Here is a 17,763-nt window from a genome sequence, read left to right on the forward strand (position 1 = left end):
GTCGAAACCGTCACTTCATGCGGCACTCGCCGACATAGGCGTCGACCTTGTCGTCGAACACCTTTTCCATGGCGGAGGTGACATACTTGCCGTCGTCACGCTTCACCGCCTTCACCACATACACATCCTGGATCGGGAAGTGGTTGGTGTTGAAGGAGAAGTCACCGCGAACGCTGTCGAAGGGAGCGGCCTTCATGGCCTCCATCAGCTTGGCCTTGTCGGCCTTGCCGCCGGCTTCCTTCAGCGCGCCGTCAATGAGCTGCGCCGCATCGTAGCCCTGTGCGGCATAGACCGAGGGCGCGTAGCCGTATTCCTTCTCGAAGGCGGCGACGAAGGCCTTGTTGGCTTCGTTGTCGAGGTCGGGCGCCCACTGCGCGCCGGCCAGCATCCCGACCGCCGTGTCCTTGGTGGCGGGAAGCGTCGTCTCGTCCACGGTGAAGGCGGAGAGGAAGGGAACCTCGCCCTTCAGGCCGGCTTGGTCGTACTGCTTGACCAGGTTGACGCCCATGCCGCCCGGCATGAAGGCGAAGACCGCGTCGGGCTTGGCCGCCGCGATACGCGTCAGCTCGGCGTTGAAATCGAGCTGGCCGAGCTTGGTGTAGAGCTCGTCGACGATCTCGCCCTTGAAGTGGCGCTTGAAGCCGGCGATGGAATCCTTGCCGGCCTGGTAGTTCGGGGCCATCACGATCATGCGCTTGTAGCCGGCGTCCTGGGCGTATTTGCCCATCGCCTCGTGGTTCTGATCGTTCTGGTAGGAGGTGGTGAAGAAGTAGGGCGAGCAGGCCTTGCCCGCGATGGGCGACGGGCCGGCGTTGCCGCCGACGAAGATCGTCTCGCTGTCCATGATCGGCTTGTAGACCGCCATCATGACGTTGGAGAAGACGACGCCGGCCATCATGTCGACCTCGTCGCGCTCCAGAAGGCCGCGAACCTTGGTGAGCGCCGCATCCGGCTTCAGTTCGTCATCGACGACCAGAACCTCGGTGTCGAGACCGCCGAGCTTGCCGTCGGCCTGCTTGACGCCCAGCAGGAAGCCGTCGCGCATGTGCTCGCCCAGAACCGCGGGCGGGCCCGACAGGGTGGCGAGGAAACCGATCTTCAGACTTTCGGCATGGGCCGCGCCGCCGGCAAGGCCAAGGGCCGCCGTGGCTGCAGCCGCCAACATCACTTTCCGCATTGCATTCTCCCCTCAGAAGCGCCCGCGCGCCGCTTGACGGCCGGCTGCTGGATGGTGACTGGTTGTTCTTGTCAGGTGCGACAGGGCATCCCCGCCGCGCCGGTCCGCTCTCTGGCGGCGCTGATTTATTTTAAGCCTAAAATATTTCCTCTGTGAAGCCCCCCTTTTCCGCGGAACGCGCGCGTTCTCCGGGCATCCGCTTTTCACCTCACGTTAATCATGCGGAAGGGCGGAGTCGATTAGGCTTGCCGCAACCAGGGACTGCATATCCGCAAAAGGACGGAGGGCTCATGAACACCCGCAACAGCATCACGCAAGCTCCCGCGAGTCGGCGCAGGGCTCTCGCGATCGTGGTCGTGCTGGGACTTGGCGCGGCGGCGGGATTCGCCGGTCTCGCACGTGCCGACAGCGGCCCGGATCCCGAGACCTGCCGGGCCTATGCCGAGGCACAGGCGGGACGTGCCGGCGAGCGTGCGCGCCTGCCGTCCTCGCGCGAGCTTGGCGAACGGGTCGCGGAAGAGGCCGTCGGAGGCGCGGTGATCGGCGGCCTTGCCGGCCGCACCCGGCCTGGAAGCGACTGGAGCCGTCGCGGCGCGGGCCAGGGCGCACGCCTGGGCGGCGGGCTCGCGACGCTGGACGCGCTTGGCGATGCGCAGGACGACGCCTGGCAGCAGGCCTATGACAACGCCTACGCGGACTGCATGGCTGGATCCGTTCCCGAGGAGCGCGCGGTGGCGCCAGGCACGGGGTGCGGCTCGTCGGGCGCCGTCGTCGGCGGCACCGGGCGCGGCCCCATAGGGACGTCCTCGCGCCCGGGCTGCGACTGAGGCCTCCCCCGCCCCGCTCAGCGTGTGACGGGCATTGACGCGTGCGGGCCGGCCCGGTACCGCTCGAGCCCGGCAAGCGGCGCGCCGGAGATCTCGCGCAGGAGCTTGCGCGCCATGGCCCTGGCGTAGTCCGAATAGGTTTCCGCGACCTCCACGAAGGCGCCCGAGCCCCGGATCACCTCCCGCGTGTAATAGGGCAAGGGATCGGGATCGGCGCCGCGAACCACCAGTCCGTTGACGGTGATGCGTGCGTAGTCGAAGGCGCGATAGGCGCTGGCGGGCGGGAAGCCCTCGTTGTTGACCCCGTCGCCGGAAATGTCGACCACCTGACGCAGGCACCTGCGCGGCGCGGAAGACAGGCGAATGGCGGCATGTCCGAGCGCATAGCCGAGCGCGGTGGGATAGCTCGTGTGCTGACGCCGGCTCCGGGCCAGCAGATCGGCGAAGGTCTCGATGTCCGCCCGCGTGGCGAGATAGCTCCAGTCCGCATGGGTGACGTGCTGGTCGCGTCCGCTCCACTCGAAGGCGGTGACGAGAATGCCGCCCGTGGCAATGATCGCCGACTGGACCGTCTCCTCCCGGAAGGCGGCGGCAAGCCCCTTCATCTGCAGAGCGTATTCCCGTTCGTCGACGCTGGAGGACACGTCCAGCGCCAGCACAAGCGCAAGCGGACAGGGGACCGAGGAGAACGAGGTCGCGCGGGCCGGAGCGGGTGACAGGAGCAGGGCCGCGAGGGCACCGCAGACGGCGAGACCGGGCAGGCCGCGCGCCCCGCGCAAGGGCGGATGCAAGCGCCCGTCTCGTGAGTGCGAGCCCTTGTCGGCGTTCCTCAGCAACCTCATGGCAACCCCTCCTTGAAAGGGGAAGGGTGAAACATCGAGGCGTTGAGGGCAACCGTCTCAGCGACGCAAACCGCCTTTTGCCTTGCCGGATGCCGCTGCGCGCGCTGTCCGGCTCCGCTCCGGTGAGGGCTTTTCCGGGGATGCGAATGCGGCCGGAACGCGCGTGACGACGCCGCGCTCCGGCAGAACGCCGCCGCCGCGAATGAGGAAGCGCAGCAGCGCTTCAAGCGGCCCCTGCCGGCCGGTGCGCGCCCACAGCACGGCCAGAACGATCTGAACCGCGTTGATGGCGAAGGCGATGAGCAGCAGTTCGTGATGCTCGAACGTTCCGAACAATCCGAAGCCGAGGCCATAGAACAGCACGATGCAGACCACCGTCTGGCCGACATAGGTGGTGAGCGGAATGCGCCCGACCGCCGCAAGAGGCGCAAGCAGCACCGCGCCCGCGTGCCGGCGCAGCAGCACGTCGAACAGCCCGATCAGACCGAGGCACAACAAAAGGCGGCGGGCATTGTAGAGATAGGCGTCGGCGGTACCGATCTGCCAGTTCTCGAAGCCCGCGAGCGTGGTCGTGCCGTGAATGAGGAACCCAAGCACGACGCCCCCCGAAAGACCGATTGCCGCCATCGCCGCCGACCGGCGCAAGGGCCAGCGTCCGCTGAAGGCGCCGAGACGGAAGAACGCCATGCCGAAGAACATCATCGCGCCCACGTCCAGCACGTGATCGGTGAAGAACAGCGTGGTCTGCTCCTGGAAGGTCTCCGCCGCGATGGTGCGAAGAAGATCGGGATAGGGCGCGAGCCGCTCGTCGATCTCGGCAAGCGCGAGGCGTTCCAGATCCTCCAGTTCGATCCGTACGGCCTCCTCCAGATCCGAAGGCCTCTCCTGAGCGGACGCGTCCGCTGCGCTTTCCGCACCGGCTTCGGCTTCGGCGCCGGTCTCCGGCGCTGCGGTCTCCGCCGTGTCCGTCTCCGCCGAGGCCTGCATCGCCGCCTGCTTGGCATCGAAGGCGTCGATGGACGCCTGTTCCAGGCTCCAGCCGGTGCCGTCCTTGACCGAGGAGATCGCGAACAGGACGAGCGCGATCGCCAGAAGCGCGCGACCGCTCATGTTGCGGAACACGAACAGGAACATGCCGAGCAGCCCGTAGACGTACAGAACGTCGAAGGGCCACAGCAGCAGATAGCCATGCACCAGACCGAAGGCGACGAGCCACATCAGGCGGCGGAAATACAGGTCGGCCGCGAAGACACCGCCCGGATTGCGCTCGTGGCGGGCCATGATGAGGATGGCCGTCGCACCGAAGAGCATGGAAAACAGGCCGCGCATGGTGCCGTCGACGAAGATCACCACGAAAAGCCAGGTGAAGACGTTGGAGGCGGTCGACAGCCCCCACTCCTCCGGCAGGGTGAAGGCGACCGTGGGCAGCCCGAAGACGAAGATGTTGCGCCACAGGATGCCGAGGGCGGCAAGACCGCGAAGGGCATCGAGAAGCGGCAGGCGGCCTTCGGCGCGCGCGGTCGGTCCCGCGGCACTGGCCGGGGACGAAATCGGGTGATCCACGTCGGTTTTTCCGGAAAAAGGGAGCGTTCAGGCTCCCTGTTTATGCGCGCTTCGCCTGCGTCGACAAGCGAGAAGATCGCGGGGCTGAGGCCGACCCTTGCGCGTACCGCAGGGCGGCACAACCGTGCACCGCCCCGCGAAGCTGGCATGTGGTTACTTCGGTGCCATGCGGATCGCGCCGTCGAGGCGGATCGTCTCGCCGTTGAGCATGGAATTGGCGCAGATCGCGGCAACCAGATCGGCGTATTCCGCCGGCTTGCCGAGACGCGAGGGAAACGGCACCTGGGCGGCGATGGAATCCTGCACGTCCTGCGGCAGGCCTAGAAGCATCGGCGTTTCGAAAAGTCCCGGCGCGATGGTCACCACGCGCACGCCCGACTTGGCGAGATCGCGCGCGACGGGAAGCGTCATCGAGGCGACGCCACCCTTGGATGCCGAATAGGCCGCCTGACCGATCTGGCCGTCGAATGCGGCGACCGACGCGGTCGAGACGATCACGCCGCGCTCGCCGTCACCGGTGACCGGATCGAGTTCGACCATGGCGGTAGCGGCCTGGGAGATGCAGCGGAAGGTGCCGATCAGATTGACGGCGATGACCTTCTCGAAGAGCGACATGGGGTGCGGCTCGCCGCGCGAGGTGGTCTTCGATCCCGGAGCGATGCCGGCGCAATTGACCAGTATGCGCTCGGGTCCGAACCGCGCGCGTGCGGCCGCGAAGCCGGCGGCGACGCTCTCGTCGCTGGTGACGTCGACCTCCTCGAACGCGCCGCCGATCTCGCTCGCGATCGCTTCTCCCTGCTCCCTGTTCATGTCGAAAAGCGTGACCTTGACGCCGGCTGCCGCCAGCCTGCGGGCCGTTGCCGCTCCAAGTCCCGATGCACCGCCCGTTACAACAGCGGCCAAACCTTCCCGAAGCTCCATGAGACCTCCCCGTCTGACGTCCGTGCGGGATGCACGGCGTTCCTCCGGGGCAACAAGTGACAAGCTGGGCACGCGGCGGTCAAGACCGGCAAAGGTGCGGAGGCGATCTCAGGCAAGAACGACAAGGTCGCGGAGACCGTCGAGCCCGGAGACGGCAACCTGCCCGCAGGTCTCGCGCGGGGTGCCCGCATACCCCTGGGAGCGGGCAAGCGCGAAGGTTTCGGCATCGGTGAGCACGACCGACCCGACGGACTTGTTGGCATCCTCCAGCTTGGCGGCGCGGTTGACCGCATCCCCGATGACGGTGAATTCCAGACGCTCGTCGCCGCCAACGACCCCAACGGTGACCGGCCCGGCGGCAATCGCCGCGCCCGCGCGCAGCGGTTCGGGCCAGCCCAGCGCCTGAAGCTCCGGCGCGAGCGCGCGAAAGAGCGCCGGCAGTCCCTCGCCGACCGCAAGCGCCGACGCGGACGCCGTCGCGCTCGGCGTGACGGCGCCGAAGGTCGCGAGCACCCCGTCGCCCAGGTACTTGTCGACACGCCCTCCCCCGTCCTCGACGAGACGCGTCACCGCGCCCTGGTAGCGCGCGAGCACGGCCATGACGGTTTCGGGCGGAAGGCTCGCGGCAATGCGCGTGAAGCCGCGAATGTCGACCATGAGGACGGCCACCTCGCGCACCTCGCCGCGCCCCGCGACCAGCGCCTCGTCGGCTCCGGTGATGGAACTGGCGACCTCGGGCGCGAAGAATCGCTTCAGATCGGAGGCCGCCGCCTCCTCGCGCACCGCCGCGACGAGCACCTGGCGCCCGCGATAGAGCGCCAGCGTCAAAAGCAGGGTCACGCCGAGAAGGACGATGCTCTTGTCGAGTTCCGCGCCGAGCAGGATCGCATTGGAGGTAAGATATTCGACATAGTTGCGCGTCACGCGCATCTCCGACAACGCCGGAAGGATGGCGTAGCCGACCAGGGCCGCCCAGCCGGCGATGGCCACCAGCCCGGTCACGAGCACGAAGCGCGGGTCGAAGCGCAACGCCCGCAAGGCGATGAAGAGGAAGAAATACATCACCGTGGGAGCCTTCAGATAGAAGGTCGCCGGCTGGGCATACTGGATGTGGAAGGAAAAGATCAGGCCGCAGAGAAGGGCCACGTCGACCACGATCGAGAGCACCAGGTACCAGCCCGGCAACACGGTGCGATAGGACTGCGCGACGCGCAGCACGGTGAACAGGAAATAGGCGGCCAGCGCCAGCGGCACGAAATTGAACCCGGCCGCGCCTTCCGCGCGCGGGGCAAGCGAATAAAGGACGGAAAAGAACACGACAAGGGCGAGCTGGATCCAGCCGATCAGCCGTTCCGCGCTCGTCTCCCGCGCCCGAAGCTCGGCCCGCACGCGCGCCGGCATGGCGCGTTCGTCGGCGGCCACCCGGCGCAGTCGCGACAGCCAGGACAGCCGGTCCGCATGACGGGTCGTCCCGGGGGCCGGAAGCGCGTCACGGCTTGCAGGATCGTCCATCTGTCACGCGCTCCCTCGACCGGTCCACCCCGTTCATTCCACGGCACCGGAACGCGAAAAGAAGAACATGTCGTCCGGCTCGCGGACAAGTCACCTCTTGCCGAGCAGGCCGTGAACGGAACGTGCCCTCAGGGCGTGAGCACCATGCCCTCACGCGCCACCAGCGCGCCGGGATGACGGGCGGCGGCGGCCTCGGCGATGGCGTCGAGCGCGTCGTCGGAGCGGCGCGGGTCGTGATGGAACATGACCGGATGGCGCACGCCCGCCTCAAGCGCCAGTTCCACGCCCTTTTGCCAGGTCGAATGCCCCCACCCCACGTAGGTCGGATACTCGTCGTCGGTGAACATGGCATCGTAGATCATCACGTCGGCCCCCTCCACGAAGCGGCGCAAGGCGCTGTCGATCCCGGGCACGCCATGCTCATGGTCGGTGATGATGCAGATGGACTTCCCGGCGTGATCGAAGCGGTAGCCCGTCGCCCCGCCGGGATGATTGAGCACGACCGTGGAGATCATCATGCCGCCCTCGCGCTCGATGAGCTCGCCACCGACGAAGTTGCGGAACGTCACGGCCTTGAGCTGCTTGGCCGCCACCGGAAAGATCGGCGGGGACATGATGCGGCAGATGATGTCCATCAGTTCCTGCTTGTCGGCGAAATGGCCGGCCCAGGCATTGATGCTGAAGCGTTCGTCATAGGCCGGTTTGAAAAAGGGCAGCCCGCAGATGTGATCGAGATGGGTGTGGGTGAAGAACAGGTCGAAGGCGCGGGGCGGGCCGCCGTGCAGGAACCCGCCTAGATTGCGCGCGCCCGAACCGCAGTCCACGAGCACGAGGTCGTCGCCGCAGCGGATCTCGAAGGAGGTTGTCTCCCCGCCATAGCGCAGGGTCGTCGGTCCCGGCGTCGGGGTCGATCCCCGGACGCCCCAGATCTTGAGCGAAAGCCCGGCACCCGTCGTCACGCCGTCGTTCCCTTTCACGCAGCCGCGCCGGTCGACGCCTTGAGCGTCGCCAGGTCCTGGGTGGTGCGTTCCAGACGCTGCGCGAGCGTGCGCATGACCTCGAGCGACATGTCGGGGAACTCCTTGAGCAGGCGCAGAAAATCGTCCTTGGAAACAGTCAGGACATCAAGTTCCTCCGCAGCGACCACGGAGGCTGTCCGAGGAACGTCGCACAGGATGGCAATTTCGCCAACAATGGAATGACGCCCGAGACGGGCGACGGTCTTCTCGCCATCGGGGGTTTCCACCCTGATGTCGGCCGAGCCGTCGAGCAGGATGAAGGCGCTGTCGCCCTCCTCGCCCTGCTGGCACAGGTATTCGCCCTGGGCGAAGCGGGTGCGATCGGAAATGAAGGCGAGCAGCCTGAGCTTGGTCGCGTCGATGCCCCGGAAGAGCGGCACGCGCCGCAATGCATCGACTTCCGCGTCTAGGGTCACATTACCTCCTTTGAAGGCCTGATCGTCCGCTTCAGGGGCGACCGGCGTTCCTTGTCTCGGGGAAAGGGTTGCGAGAGCGGCTCACCGGCGGGCGGCCTCAGGTTTCGGCATCGTTCTTCACCCTTCCCTGCTGCATGATGACACTATGGTCGAATTCCTCGGCAACGGGCAAATTCGTCGCGCCGAAGAGAAGCGTCCGTCCGGCCAGTTCGCTGCGGATCGTCGTCCGCAGGGCCTTGTCGTCGTCGTTCAGACTGACGGCCGTTTCGTCGAGAATGGTGATGCGCGCGTTCTTCATCAGGGCGCGCACCAGCGCCACGCGCCGGCGCTGGCCGGTGGACAGCCGCGAGCCGGCGACCCCGACGTGGAAATCGAGGCCGGCCCGGATGATCGGCCCGCGCAGGTCCGCCTCGTCGACCAGGGCGCGGATCACCTTGTCGATGCGCTCGCGCGCGTCGCGACGATCAACGCGCGGACGGCCGAACAGAAGATTGTCCTCGATGGACATGGGCGCGATGTAGCTGTCGCGGTCGAACTCCACGAAGCGGCCGTCGGCACTGGCAAGGCGCTTGTGGAACGCGTCGCGCGCGGCCACGATCTCCTCCTTGAGAGCGTCGTCGAGAAGGCCGAGGCGGTGGCGGGCCGGCACCAGCTTGAATGCGAGACCGATCAGGCGGATCTCGTCGGCGGTGGCAAGCCCCGCGCGCCCGCTCTCAAGCCGCGTGATGCGGGTGATGCGCTCGAACTCCGGCAGTTCCTCCTGGGTGATGAAGGAATAGTCGCCCAGCAGGCCGGAATCGCCCGAGACGTTGGAGAAGAGCTCGACCATGGTCTCCGCGATGCGCGCGCCGATGTTGACCAGCTTCTGATAGAGGCCGGTCTTCCTGAGCACGGCGACCACCTCCGCGTCGGCGGCGAGCGAGGCAAGTCCCTCGCTCTGGTCGGCGGGGGCCGCGAACAGCAGGTTCTCCGCGATGGAGGCCGAGTTGTTGAACGCCTCGACCTGCCACAGCTCGATCATCGCCGACAGGCGCTCGTCATGCGCGACCTTGTCGGCAAGCGCCTTGCGCACGCTCAGGATGCGTTCGGCGACGTTTGGACGCTCGGTCGGATCGATGGGCGACTGCAGGCCCATCCTGTAGACATCGGGGGCAAGGCCGACCATCTCGATGAGGTCGAGCGCCCGGGCATCGAGCCCCTCGATGTCCTCGCAACCGACCCGCTCGAGATCCTCCCAGGACGCCTCGACGTCATATTCGGGGTTGGCGGTCGCGCGTGCCTCGGCAAGCCGGCGCTCATGGTCGGCCTTTTCCGAGCCTTCGCGGTCGGGCGCGCGCAGCGGCCTGTGCCGCAGGCCGTAGACCACGTTGTCGCGCAGGGTTCCGGTCCACACATGCACGGAGGAGCCGACATAGGCGATCTGCCGGCCAAGCACGGATTCAGGCAGGTGATCGAGATTGTGTCCGCCGATCTCCACCCGCCCCGATGTGGCACCGATCAGTCCGGCCGCGAGTTGCAGCACCTCCGAACGTCCCGACCCGTCGGGGCCGATCACCGCGACATGCGTGCCCTCGTCGACCTTGAACGACACGTCGAAGACCTCCTGCCCGGCAGCGCCACCGGAGAAGGTCACCGACTTCATGACCAGCGGTCCCTCGAGCGTGGTGTCCTCGTCAGCAGTGAGACGCGAGACCGGATAGATGTCGATGGGATCGAAGTTCTCGACCACCGTCTGGTACTTCACGTCCACGTCGGCGACCATCTGGTAATAGGACAGAAGCTCCTTCCACGGACCCGCCAGGTCCTTGTAGGCCGCGATGACCGCCAGAAGCGCGCCGATGGACAGGTTGCCCTCGATCACCAGCCAGCCGCCGATCAGGTAGAACAGGAAGGGCGTCAACTGGTTCATGAAGTTGTTGAGGAACTTTATGAAATACTTCCAGTTGAAAATCTTGAAGCGGATCAGGTAGTTGGCATAGAAGCGATCCGACAGGTCGGCCGAATGCCAGGCGGAGGCGTCATTGGCGTGGATCTCGGAGATGCCGCCGATCGATTCGCCCACCTTGTCCGCGATCAAGCGCACATTGCGCACCCGCTGGCGCGACAGCAGGACGACCCTGCGCTGCAGCTTCGGGATCACATAGGCCTGCATGGGATAAGACGAGATCGCGGCCAGTCCCAGGAGCGGATCCTGCATGAAGATGAAGCCGATCTGCACGGCCAGCATTCCGCCCTGGTAGGCAGGAAGCGCGATCGCCTCGCCGATGAAACCGCCGACGTCCTCCACCTCGGAGGTGATCATGGGAATGATCTCGCCCGAACTCACCTTCTTGAAATGCGGCAGGCGGAAGCGCAGCACGCGCTGGAACAGCTCGAATCGCAACCGCCGCAGCATCCGTTCGCCAAGCCGCCCCTTGAAGACGTTGAGGATCAGCTTGATGCCGTTCGACAGGACCACGAGGCCGAGAAACGTGAAGCACAGCAGGACCAGGTAGGACACCTGATCGAACTCCACCCCATAGAAGGCGCGCGGAAAGTTCTCGCCCTGGATCGCGTCGTTGACGATCAGCTTGGGCAGCTCGAGCAGGATGTATGTGACCGGATACGAGACGATGGTGATCAACAGGATCACCATCTGCTGGCGCGAACTGAAGCGCCAGATGAACCGGAAAAGGCTTTTTTCCATATCAGCCCGCATGTCCCGGGAAGGCGCGCCAGCCGCCCGCCGCGAATAGAAGCGCCCGCATCATAGCGAGGGCGACATGATTGGCCAGTTGGCCATTGGCGATCTCACCAGAATTGCACCGGCCCTGCCACCCCCGCCTCCCACCTTTCCTCACCTACCGCCCGCACCTCCCGCGGTGTTCGCGAAACGCTGCGCCGCAAGATCCGGCCGCCGCTCGGCAGCCCTCCCGTTTCCCGGCAGGCCCGGCTGCCGCAGCGCCCCGGCATACGGGCGAGGCCCTTGCATCCAAAAGTCACGACGGCTAGAGAAATAGGAAGATTCCGGTGCACGGACCTGTCCGGACGGCGGTTTGAACGGCTCGCAGGACGAGACCGGTCCGTCCGGCAAGTCGAATTGGGCTGTCTCCCCCCGCAGCCGCAACCCGCACCGCCGCCATGATGACAACCCGCCGGAATGGCTTCAGGGAAGCGAAGTAGCGACGTCTTGAGCCCGCAAGCGCCACGACAAGGGCCGTTCACCAACGGCCCGTCAGGACAGGCGGGATCGCGCGACCGGCAATCGGCCCTTCCGGTTCCGGCAACCGCTTGCAAGACGCTCAAGGGGCAAGCCAATGTCGGAAGCGGACCGCTAGCATGAGCACCAGCTCGCCGAAGATCCTTATCTACAGTCACGATTCCTTCGGCCTCGGCCACCTGCGGCGCTGCAGCACCATCGCCCACGCGCTGGCTCGCCGCTTTCAGGACCTCTCGGTCCTGATCCTGTCCGGATCGCCGATCATCGGCAGCTTCGAATTCCGCTCCCGCGTCGATTTCGTGCGCATCCCAGGCGTCATCAAGCTCCGGAACGGCGAATACACGCCCCTGTCGCTGTCGCTCAACATCGAGCACATCCTGGCCATCCGATCCTCGATCATCGAGCATACGGCCAAGGTGTTCGACCCCGACATCCTGATCGTGGACAAGGAGCCGCTGGGCCTGCGCGGCGAGATCCTCGGCACGCTGGATATGCTCAAGAAGCAGGGCAACACCCGCCTCGTTCTGGGCCTGCGCGACGTCATGGACGATCCGGCGGTGCTGCGCGAGGAATGGACCCGCAAGGGCGTCGATCCGGCGCTGGAGAAACTTTACGACGAGATCTGGATCTACGGCCCGCCCGACCTTCACAACCCGCTCGAGGGCATGGGCCTGCCGGCCTCCGTCCACAAGAAGGCGATGAACACCGGCTACCTGCGCCGCACGATCCCGGCGGATGCCCGCATCACCGAGCCCCTGCCCTTCGACGACGAGCCCTACATTCTCGTCACGCCCGGCGGCGGCGGCGACGGGGTGGAGATGGTCGACTGGGTGATGCGCGCCTACGAATCGCGCACGCGCCCGCTGTTTCCCGCCCTCATCGTGCTCGGCCCCTTCATGCCGGCCTCGGCGGTGGCGGAGTTCCAGGCGCGCGCGGACACGCTGCGCGACGTCCACATCCTGCGCTTCCTGCCCACGATCGAGCCCTACATGGCGGGCGCGCGGGCCATCGTCGGCATGGGCGGCTACAACACGTTCTGCGAGATCCTCTCCTTCGACAAGCCGACGCTGCTCGTGCCGCGCGTGGTGCCGCGCCGCGAACAGTCGATCCGCGCGACCCGGGCCGAGGATATCGGCCTGCTCAAGGTGTTGCCGATCGACGAATATCCGGACGTGGACAAGATGATCGACGCGCTGGAGGAACTGCCCTTCCTCGCGCCGCCCTCCAGGGCCGGTGTCGACAACCTGCTGGGCGGACTGACCGTCATCGGCGACCGAGTCGAGACCATTCTGGAGTCCCGCACGGTGCGCGCGGCGCCGCGCATGGTCCCCGCCTACTGAGGGACGTCCGTCCCCTTACCGGAAATCTTGAATGTCCCGCATCGCCGTCGTCGTCAAAGGCTATCCGCGCCTGTCCGAAACCTTCATCGCGCAGGAAATGTTCGGCCTCCAGCAGCGCGGCATCGGACAGCTCATCGTCGCCCTGAGAAGGCCGTACGACCCTTTCATCCATGCGGTACACCGGCAGATCACCTCGGACGTGCTGTATCTGCCCGAGTACATCAAGGACGACCCCGCGCGGGTCGCCCGCGCCCGCAGGTGGGCGGAGAAGCAGCCGACATACGCGGCCGCCCGCGCGCTCTACGAAGCCGACTTCGCGCATGAACCGAACGCGAACCGCCAGCGGCGCTGGGGACAGGCCTGTGTGTTCGCCCGTGAACTGCCCGAAGACGTGACGTGGATCCACACCCACTATCTGCACACGCCCTGCTCGGTCGCGCGCTATGCGGCCCACCTGTCGGGCCGCAAGTGGTCGTTTTCAGCCCATGCCAAGGACATCTGGACAAGTCCCGAGTGGGACCTGCGGGTGAAGCTCGACGATGCGGCCTGGGGCGTGACCTGCACGAAGGTCAATCTCGACCACTTGCGCGGGCTTTGCGCGCAGCCGGAAAAGGTCGATCTGGTCTATCACGGTCTCGATTTCTCGCCGTTTCCACGCCGGACACCGGGCAAGCGTGCCGCCGACGGTGGCGCCGGTGGGCCCGTGCGGCTGCTGTCCGTGGGGCGTGCCGTGGAGAAGAAGGGCTACGACGACCTGCTTGAGGCCCTTTCCCGCCTGCCCGCCGACCTCGACTGGCGCTTCGAGCACATCGGCGGTGGTGAAAAGGCCGAGGACCTCAAGGCACATGCCGAGCGGCTTGGCATCGGGGCACGCATAAGCTGGCAGGGCGCGCGCCCGCGCGAGGACGTGATCGCGGCGGCACGCCGCGCGGACCTCTTCGTGCTGGCATCCAAGGTCGCGCGTTCGGGCGACCGCGACGGGCTCCCCAACGTTTTGATGGAAGCGGCGGCGATGGGGGTCTGCTGTCTTGCAACCAATGTCTCGGCGATCCCCGAACTGGTCCGGGACGGAGAGACGGGTGTTCTGGTGCCGCCGGAAGATCCCCACTCGCTTGCGAAGGCCATCGAACGCGTCGCACGGGACCCGGCCTTGCGGGAGCGCCTCGGGCTTGCCGCGGAAGAGGACGTGCGCACGCGTTTTTCGGCGGACCCGGGGCTCGACATGCTTGCAGAGCGCTTCAAGGCCGTGCTCTGAACAGGTCATGCGCATCGCCTTTACCGCCCCGATGAAACCGCTGGACGATCCGGTTCCCTCCGGCGACCGGACCATGGGCCGGCTTCTGGTGCGCGCACTCGAACTTGCCGGACACGAGGTGCGGATCGCGACCCGGTTCCACTCCTGGTCCCGCGAGGGCGGCGTATCGCGGCAGAAGCGGATCGAAGCCGACGCGCGGGAAGAAGCTCGCCGCATCGGCGACGACTGGGCGCGCGAAGGCTACCGCCCCGATGTTTTCCTCACCTATCACCTTTATCACAAGGCTCCGGACTGGATCGGCTCGGCGCTCGCCGATCGCTTCGCCACCGCTTACGCGGTGGTCGAGGCAAGTCGCGCGCCCAAGCGCCGGACCGGCGAATGGGCCCATGGATTCGCGGCCGCCGACATGGCGCTTGCCCGCGCCGACAGGGTCGCCGCCCTGCACCGGGCGGACCACGAATGCCTGGCCGACGTGGTGCCGCAAGACCGGCTTCAGCTTCTCGCCCCCTTTCTGGACGCGGCCCCGTTTCTGGACATGCCGCACCGACCGGCCGCCCCCGGCGCGCCCTTACGGCTGCTTGCCGTCGGCATGATGCGCGAGGGTGCCAAGCTCGCCTCCTACCGGGTTCTGGCCGAGGCTCTGCGCAACCTCGACCGCACCACCTACCATCTGACCATCGCGGGCGACGGCCCGTGCCGGGACGACGTGGTCTCGCTCATGCGCGGACTTCCCGTCACCCTTGCCGGAGAAGTTGCCGCGTCCGACATGGCGCGGCTCTACGCCGCCCATGACCTGCTCGTCTGGCCCGCCGTGCGCGAGGCCTTCGGTTTCGTCTTCCTTGAAGCGCAGGCAGCCGGGCTCGGTGTCGTCGGGGGCGCCACTTTCGGGGTGCCCGACATCGTGGCGGAGGGCAAAAGCGCGCTGCTGTCGCCGGAGGGCGACGCTCCCGCGCTCGCAACGAACCTGTCACGGCTTCTTGCCGACCCCGCCCGTGTATCGACGATGGGCGAAGCCGCGCGCGCCCATATCCGGGCGCGCCATACGCTGGACGCGGGAGCCGCCCGGCTAGACGCCTTCCTTCACGGCGCCCTGCGCCATCACGCAAGCACCGCCAGGCAGTGAGAGCATGACACGATCCGCCTTCATTCACGTCCAGCACCTGCTCGGCACGGGGCATTTCTCACGCGCGCTCGCGATCGGCCGGGCGCTTGCGGCCAAGGGCATCGACGTGACGCTGGCAACGGGAAACACCCCACCGCCGCTTGCCGATCTCGACGGCATCACTCTCGTGGAGCTGCCGCCGGTGCGGGCGCGGGATGCACGCTTCAAGAGCTTCATCACCCCGGAAGGACACGAGATCGACGACGCCTGGAAGGCGGCACGCACGGAGGCGACGCTTTCCGCCTTCTCCGCCCGTGACTTCGATCTGCTGCTGACCGAAACCTGGCCGTTCGGACGCCGGCCCTTTGCCTTCGAGATGGAACCGCTTGTCGCCGCGGCCCGGGCCCGGGAAAGGCACCCGGTCATCGCCGCATCGGTGCGCGACATCCTGGTGCGCAAGCAGGAGGCCTGGAAGGAAGAGGAAATGGCGGCGCGGGCGGAAGCGGCCTATGACCTCGTTCTGGTCCATGCCGATCCCGACTTCATTCGCCTCGAGGACAGTTTCCCCTTCACGGACCGGATCGCGCATCTGATCGCCTACACGGGCTTCGTGGACACCGCCGGCACCCGGCCGGAGGCGCCCGAAGGAGACGGCAAAGACGAGGTAATCGTGTCCTGCGGCGGCGGTGCCGTGGGCGTGGAACTGCTGCGCACCGCCATGGCGGCACGGGCGCTGAGCGGGACCGCGAACACCTGCCGCTGGCGTCTCCTCGCCGGTCATGACATCGACGCGGCAACCTTCGCGGACCTTTCCAGTGGCGCCGGGGACGGCCTCGTCGTCGAGCGCGCAAGGGCGGACTTTCCCTCGCTCCTTGCGCGGGCGCGCTGTTCCGTGAGCCAGGCGGGCTACAACACGGTGCTCGACGTGCTGCGCGCGGGCGTGCCCAGCGTCCTGGTGCCTTTCGCCCAGATCAAGGAAACGGAACAGGCGCAGCGCGCCGAGGCCCTGGTGCGCCACGGACGCGCGGTCAGCGTTCCGGAAGCGGGGCTCACGGCAAAAGATCTCGCGCGCGCGGTGGACGAGGCCCTTTCAGCACCAAGACCGTCGGGCTTTTCAGTGCGGCTCGGCGGCGCAGAGTCGGCGGCCTCGATCCTCGCCGGCGCACTCGCGGAGCGCGCGGCATGAGCGATACCGGCTTCGAGGTCTTTCGCGACGGACTGCTCCGGCATCTCGACTGGTTTGCGGAGCGCGGCCGAAGCATTCCGGTGTGGTGGCGTGACGACGACGCCATCGAGCCGAGCGCGCCCCTTGAGCGGCTGATCGGCATCGCCAACGCCCACGGCTGCGAGGTGGCGCTCGCCGTCATTCCGCACGACGCGACGCAGGCCCTCGCCGAGCGCATCGCGGCGGAGCCCTTCGTGAGCGTGCTTCAACACGGCTACCGGCACCGCAACCACCAGGACAAGGCCAGGGGGGAGAAGGCGGCCGAGTTCGGCCGGGCCCGCGATGTGGACGAGGCCATCGGCGAACTCGCGCAAGGGAACGTGCGGCTCAAGGCGCTCTTTGCGGAGAAGTTCGTGCCCGTGATGGTGCCGCCATGGAACCGGATCACGACCGCGATCACGGCCCGCCTGGAGGAGGCGGGCCTGTCGGGCGTTTCAACCTTCACGCAGTTTCACCCGCGCGACCGGCGTCACGTGCAGACCCACATCGACATGATCAAGTGGAAGAAGGACCGCCGCTTCATCGGGTGGCCCCAGGCAGCCTTGCGCTTCGACTACCAGCTTGCAAGGCGCCGCACCAACCCGGACGAACCGCTGGGGCTTCTCTCGCACCATCTGGCGCAGGATGACGCAAGCTTCGAGTTTCTCGACCGGACACTGGCCGTCATGAAGGCGCATCCGGGCGCGCGCTTCGCCCGGATACGGGATCTTCTGGCGGGCTGAGCCTCAGGCCCTGGGGCGGATGAGACGCAGGCGCCAGGTGACGTTCTTGGAATCCGACGTCAGCCGACAGTCGTCCAGAACCTCCCACTCGTCGCCGTCGGTCGCCTCCCACAGGCGCGCGATCAGGCGATTGGCGCCCGACTCGGGCCGCTTGGGCGAATACATGGAGATGGCGATCACCCCGCCCGGCTCCAGGAACGGCACGTAGCGGGCGACCGCCGCCGCCGGGTCCTCCGAGAAATGCAGCACCTCGTTAAAGACCACCGCCTTGAACGCCTCGCCGGGCTCCGGCGTGAACGTATGCAGGTCGGCCGCGCGCAACGAGGCCTTGTCCGCATCGACATTGGCAATGCCGAGCGCAGCCGGCGCAAGGTCGATGCCCACATAGCGGCCGACGCCCATCGGGGCGAGCCGCTCATAGAGCAGCCCCTCGCCGCAACCGATGTCGAGGACACTGTCGAGCGCGCCGTTGAGCGAGAGCCACATGCCGATGATGCCGTAGCGCCCGCTTTCGGGAAGGTCACGCAGGAAGGACCAGCGCCCGCGCCGGTATTCCTCGTCCCAGCCGTCCGCGGTCGTCGCATTCTTCGCCATGAAAGTCTCCGCATGCCGGTCGTTTTTGGGAAATCATCGCGCATCACCG

Annotated in this window: 15 protein-coding genes; 6 read left to right on the plus strand and 9 right to left on the minus strand. The window is 67.0% G+C overall.

The window, feature by feature from the left end:
* Nucleotides 1-10 precede the first annotated feature (10 nt).
* Nucleotides 11-1,177, minus strand: a complete 1,167-nt coding sequence (locus tag ACYX4S_RS11165; protein WP_422068405.1) for an ABC transporter substrate-binding protein — start codon at nt 1,175-1,177, stop codon at nt 11-13.
* A gap of 290 nt (nt 1,178-1,467) precedes the next feature.
* Here ACYX4S_RS11165 and ACYX4S_RS11170 point away from each other — a divergent pair, with 290 nt between their 5' ends.
* Complete coding sequence (locus ACYX4S_RS11170) at nt 1,468-2,004, plus strand: hypothetical protein (protein WP_422068404.1); 537 nt, start codon at nt 1,468-1,470, stop codon at nt 2,002-2,004.
* A 17-nt stretch (nt 2,005-2,021) separates the two neighbouring features.
* On the opposite strand, the gene ACYX4S_RS11175 is transcribed toward ACYX4S_RS11170, so the two are convergent.
* The 7 genes from ACYX4S_RS11175 to ACYX4S_RS11205 all read right to left on the minus strand — a co-directional run bounded on the left by ACYX4S_RS11175 (nt 2,022) and on the right by ACYX4S_RS11205 (nt 10,963).
* Nucleotides 2,022-2,846 carry a DUF1194 domain-containing protein gene (locus ACYX4S_RS11175; RefSeq protein ID WP_476360220.1) on the minus strand — a complete coding sequence of 275 codons (825 nt, stop codon included), beginning with the start codon at nt 2,844-2,846 and terminating at the stop codon, nt 2,022-2,024.
* Nucleotides 2,847-2,903: 57 nt separating this feature from the next.
* A complete protein-coding gene (locus ACYX4S_RS11180) occupies nt 2,904-4,409 on the minus strand; it encodes a DUF418 domain-containing protein (protein WP_476360221.1) in 1,506 nt (501 codons plus the stop codon).
* Nucleotides 4,410-4,562: 153 nt separating this feature from the next.
* The gene (locus ACYX4S_RS11185) at nt 4,563-5,330 is read right to left on the minus strand and encodes an SDR family NAD(P)-dependent oxidoreductase (protein WP_476360222.1); all 768 of its coding nucleotides are present in this window, start codon (nt 5,328-5,330) and stop codon (nt 4,563-4,565) included.
* 108 nt (nt 5,331-5,438) lie between these two features.
* The gene (locus tag ACYX4S_RS11190; RefSeq protein ID WP_476360223.1) at nt 5,439-6,842 is read right to left on the minus strand and encodes an adenylate/guanylate cyclase domain-containing protein; all 1,404 of its coding nucleotides are present in this window, start codon (nt 6,840-6,842) and stop codon (nt 5,439-5,441) included.
* A gap of 128 nt (nt 6,843-6,970) precedes the next feature.
* Complete coding sequence (locus ACYX4S_RS11195; protein WP_476360224.1) at nt 6,971-7,801, minus strand: MBL fold metallo-hydrolase; 831 nt, start codon at nt 7,799-7,801, stop codon at nt 6,971-6,973.
* 14 nt (nt 7,802-7,815) lie between these two features.
* The gene (locus ACYX4S_RS11200; RefSeq protein WP_293720957.1) at nt 7,816-8,277 is read right to left on the minus strand and encodes a cyclic nucleotide-binding domain-containing protein; all 462 of its coding nucleotides are present in this window, start codon (nt 8,275-8,277) and stop codon (nt 7,816-7,818) included.
* A gap of 97 nt (nt 8,278-8,374) precedes the next feature.
* Entirely contained in the window at nt 8,375-10,963 is a 2,589-nt protein-coding gene (locus tag ACYX4S_RS11205; protein WP_476360225.1) for an ATP-binding cassette domain-containing protein, read from the minus strand.
* 632 nt (nt 10,964-11,595) lie between these two features.
* Between ACYX4S_RS11205 and ACYX4S_RS11210 the strand changes: the two genes are divergently transcribed.
* The 5 genes from ACYX4S_RS11210 to ACYX4S_RS11230 are packed head-to-tail and all read left to right on the plus strand — an operon-like array spanning nt 11,596 to nt 17,120.
* On the plus strand, nt 11,596-12,816 hold the full coding sequence (locus tag ACYX4S_RS11210) for a glycosyltransferase family protein (RefSeq protein ID WP_476360226.1): 1,221 nt from the start codon (nt 11,596-11,598) through the stop codon (nt 12,814-12,816).
* Nucleotides 12,817-12,847: 31 nt separating this feature from the next.
* Nucleotides 12,848-14,071: a glycosyltransferase family 4 protein gene (locus ACYX4S_RS11215; protein WP_476360227.1), complete on the plus strand. Its 1,224-nt coding sequence runs from the start codon at nt 12,848-12,850 to the stop codon at nt 14,069-14,071.
* Nucleotides 14,072-14,078: 7 nt separating this feature from the next.
* A complete protein-coding gene (locus ACYX4S_RS11220; RefSeq protein ID WP_476360228.1) occupies nt 14,079-15,194 on the plus strand; it encodes a glycosyltransferase family 4 protein in 1,116 nt (371 codons plus the stop codon).
* 4 nt (nt 15,195-15,198) lie between these two features.
* The gene (locus ACYX4S_RS11225) at nt 15,199-16,359 is read left to right on the plus strand and encodes a glycosyltransferase family protein (protein WP_476360229.1); all 1,161 of its coding nucleotides are present in this window, start codon (nt 15,199-15,201) and stop codon (nt 16,357-16,359) included.
* Nucleotides 16,356-17,120 (plus strand): polysaccharide deacetylase family protein, encoded by a 765-nt coding sequence (locus ACYX4S_RS11230; RefSeq protein WP_476360230.1) that lies wholly within the window; start codon nt 16,356-16,358, stop codon nt 17,118-17,120. Before ACYX4S_RS11225 ends, ACYX4S_RS11230 begins: the two co-directional genes overlap by 4 nt.
* A gap of 3 nt (nt 17,121-17,123) precedes the next feature.
* Here ACYX4S_RS11230 and ACYX4S_RS11235 read toward each other — a convergent pair whose 3' ends face one another.
* Complete coding sequence (locus tag ACYX4S_RS11235; protein WP_476360231.1) at nt 17,124-17,714, minus strand: class I SAM-dependent methyltransferase; 591 nt, start codon at nt 17,712-17,714, stop codon at nt 17,124-17,126.
* Nucleotides 17,715-17,763: the final 49 nt, after the last annotated feature.

The sequence above is a fragment of the Stappia sp. ABD4_338 genome, assembly GCF_056312175.1.